The sequence below is a fragment of the Kitasatospora nipponensis genome, assembly GCF_039528135.1.
In the GTDB taxonomy this organism is placed as follows: domain Bacteria; phylum Actinomycetota; class Actinomycetes; order Streptomycetales; family Streptomycetaceae; genus Kitasatospora; species Kitasatospora nipponensis.
In genome coordinates, this window is the sequence record NZ_BAAALF010000969.1 from 1 (window position 1) to 572 (window position 572).

Sequence of the window (572 nt, forward strand, 5' to 3'; positions counted from 1 at the left end):
AGCCGACTCCGAGAACGCCTTGCAGCGGCCGTCGGGGGCCAGGCCGCGCTGGCGGTTGAAAGCGATGAACGGCGACGGCGTGGACATCACCATCACGCCACCGGCCAGCGCGAGCGTGCACTCCTTGCGGCGCAGCGCCTCGGCGGCCAGGTGCAGCGCGACCAGCGAGGAGGAGCAGGCGGTGTCGACCGAGAGGGACGGGCCCTCCAGGCCGAGCACGTAGGAGACCCGGCCCGAGATCACCGACGACGCGCTGGCCGTGGTCATGTAGGCCTCGGCCACCTCGGGCGCGGCGTCCAGCAGGTCCTCGTAGTCCTGGATGCCCGAGCCGGTGAAGACGCCCACCCCGGCGCCGCGCACGCTGTCGGGGCTGATGCCCGCACGCTCGAGCGCCTCCCAGCTGATCTCCAGCATCAGGCGCTGCTGCGGGTCCATGGTCAGGGCCTCGCGCGGGCTGATGCCGAAGAAGCCCGGGTCGAAGTCGGCGACGTCGTGGACGAACCCGCCCTCGCGGACGTAGCTGGTCCCGGACTTGTCGGCGTCGGTGTCGTGGTCGATGACCCAGCCGCGGT

At 72.0% G+C, this 572-nt stretch carries 1 protein-coding gene; it reads right to left on the minus strand.

Annotated features, from left to right (window positions below; all coding sequences use genetic code 11):
* Positions 1-572 (minus strand): beta-ketoacyl synthase N-terminal-like domain-containing protein (locus ABD323_RS44360; RefSeq protein ID WP_344447652.1); only part of this gene is annotated, 572 nt, incomplete at both ends.